Below are 448 nucleotides of genomic sequence, written 5' to 3' on the forward strand. Positions count from 1 at the left end.
TCACACCCGCATTCAGCACCACGAAGCCCAGCGGAACCTGGCCCTTCATGGCGTCGGCAATGCCGATGACCGCGCATTCGGCGACATCGGGATGGGCCGAAAGCACCTCTTCCATGGCGCCGGTCGACAGGCGGTGGCCGGCGACATTGATGATGTCGTCGGTGCGGGCCATGACGTAGAGATAGCCGTCCTCGTCGACCATGCCGGCATCCGCCGTCTTGTAGAAGCCGGGGAACTCGTCGAGATAGGCCTGGCGGAACCGTTGATCGGCATTCCACAGCGTTGGCAGGCAGCCGGCCGGCAGCGGCAGTTTGATCACCACATTGCCCAGCGTGCCGCGCTGCACCTCATGGCCAGCATCGTCGAGAACGCGGATGTCGTAGCCGGGCATCGGCACACCGGGCGAGCCGTATTTCACCGGCAGCAGGCCAAGGCCGGCGGGGTTGAT

At 65.2% G+C, this 448-nt stretch carries 1 pseudogene; it reads right to left on the minus strand.

Annotation, left to right across the window (positions count from 1 at the left end):
* A pseudogene (locus EN925_RS39240) lies at positions 1-448 on the minus strand (AMP-binding protein); the annotation flags it as partial.

The sequence above is a fragment of the Mesorhizobium sp. M7A.F.Ca.US.006.04.2.1 genome (assembly GCF_004022915.1).
In the GTDB taxonomy this organism is placed as follows: domain Bacteria; phylum Pseudomonadota; class Alphaproteobacteria; order Rhizobiales; family Rhizobiaceae; genus Mesorhizobium; species Mesorhizobium ciceri.